The 356-nt window shown below is 41.6% G+C and carries 1 pseudogene; it reads right to left on the reverse strand.

The features are described from left to right. Positions 1-53 precede the first annotated feature (53 nt). Positions 54-356: pseudogene (locus tag AC0L20_RS40240) on the reverse strand (hypothetical protein); the annotation flags it as partial.

Here is a 356-nt window from a genome sequence, read left to right on the forward strand (position 1 = left end):
GCAACCTTAAAAACCGTCCAAACCTCAAAAGTCATATCTTCTCCATTAATGCTCTAATACCTCGGTAGCAATATAGTAGAAAACAATACACTCGCTATTCCGATGTAGATATCCGAAAGCCGGGTAGCGGAATACCAAAGGCCTGAAGCTGACACAGATACGTTATCCGAAATAAAGTACCTCAGATAAATTTGTCCACCGTATACTACGACAGCAGAAACCAACGCCATTAAGGAAAATTGCAGGAGTGTTTTTGCAATGGGTTTAAAATCTTCGAGATTACTTGAGCTTTTTATCCGACCCCATCCCCTGAAAAAAAACAGCAATGCCCCTCCCGCAATTACTGGAGCAAATAC

The sequence above is a fragment of the Bradyrhizobium sp. Kon58 genome, from assembly GCF_055807455.1.